Below are 1,406 nucleotides of genomic sequence, written 5' to 3'. Positions count from 1 at the left end.
ATCGTACCCGTACATCGCCCAGTACCCCCCAAAACTCACCTGCCTCATGCTCCCCAAAGGATACCAGGAAAAGCGGTCTCTCCGTAAGGCGCAACAGTTCAGTCCCAGGCCTTTTCAATAGCCGGATCAGCTTTCAAAGCGAAGGAAAGGCCATTGAGAAAACGCGGTGCTACCATCGAAGCACTCTTTCGGGCCTTTCCGACCAGACGTATTGCCGAAGGTCAATCGCTTCACTCGGTTCAAGGACCAGATCCTCCTCAACGTAAAATGGCGCCGTGGTAACAACACAGCGGCCCTTCACACCATTCACCGGCGCGTACTCAAACTGGATCTGATACCAGCCAGGCTCGACATACCCGTACCCGTAGGCATCGAACCACGCCACGTAGTCCCAATTAACCCACCTACGAAGGAGCCAATCAGCTGAAACCTCACGTTCTCGTAGCTCCACACGGATCGGTAGGCCGTAAGTACTTATGGTGTCTGAATCCCTGGAGTGCCACCTCGCTAAGCGAGACGGATGTACCTTGAATGCAATGGGACCCGGTGGGTAAATTCGGACAGTCTTTAGCTCCGGTGGGTAAAATTCTGCGTTCAGCTCCACGATCGGATTCTTGACGAACTCCGTACGCAGCCTAATGACTAAAGGACACTCCGGTTCCCTTTCTTCCCCCAGAAAGGTGGTACAACTTATCAAGAGACCCACCAGGGTGAGCACCAGACAATTGCCTAACCATCTGTACCCTATCATCGTTTTACTTCCGCCTCTCGCAAAAGCACGCTCTTTTGAAACACAACTCATTTCTGTTTCGATAGGTCATCCGACGACCTTACTTTCACTAGCCTTTTCGCACGCTCTTGGTATTTCTTCCAGTCCTTTCCGGTCAGAACCTTGGTTGTTCGATCCGTCTTTGGGTCGTACTTGATAAGCCTTTTGTTGCTGTCAATGATGTAGCTGGGAACACCGCGAGCTTTGGCGTTATTTTCGTCCGCTCGGCTTGGTTTTGAGGGGTCCGTCCAACCTAGGCGACGCCCACCTTCAACTACCCGACCAGAACCAGGGTGCGAGTGAACGGTTCCAAACACAGAGGTGCCGTCGGCAACCCGAACGCCATTTTCAATCTCGCCGGGTTCAGTTAGCCTGACACTTCTGAGCCTACCGTCTGTGGCGACACACGGGCAGGTGTAGTCATCCTCTCCAACCTTGAGAATAACCACTCCGGCCTCCCAGCGATCGGCAAAAGGTCTTTCATAGCCCGTTAATTCGATGATCAGTCCCATAGCCAAAAGGACGTCGGGGTCCTCGAAGACCGCCTTTTCCTCCGTCGTTCGGTTATCCTTTCGCCCGTCCGGATCCACCGCACTCACCGGGTTGTTGCGGACGTAGGCGTAGAGGTTGAAGCTTT

At 53.4% G+C, this 1,406-nt stretch carries 1 protein-coding gene; it reads right to left on the bottom strand.

Annotated features, from left to right (window positions below):
* Positions 1-798: 798 nt before the first annotated feature.
* A partial coding sequence (locus tag ABJK56_RS03580) for a hypothetical protein (protein WP_347243296.1) occupies positions 799-1,406 on the bottom strand: 608 nt, incomplete at its 5' end.

Origin of the sequence: Thermogutta sp. (assembly GCF_039793925.1) — a bacterium.
Taxonomy (GTDB): domain Bacteria; phylum Planctomycetota; class Planctomycetia; order Pirellulales; family Thermoguttaceae; genus Thermogutta.
The sequence above is the reverse complement of the archived record's forward strand: the minus strand, read 5'-3'. Positions and strand labels throughout refer to the sequence as shown.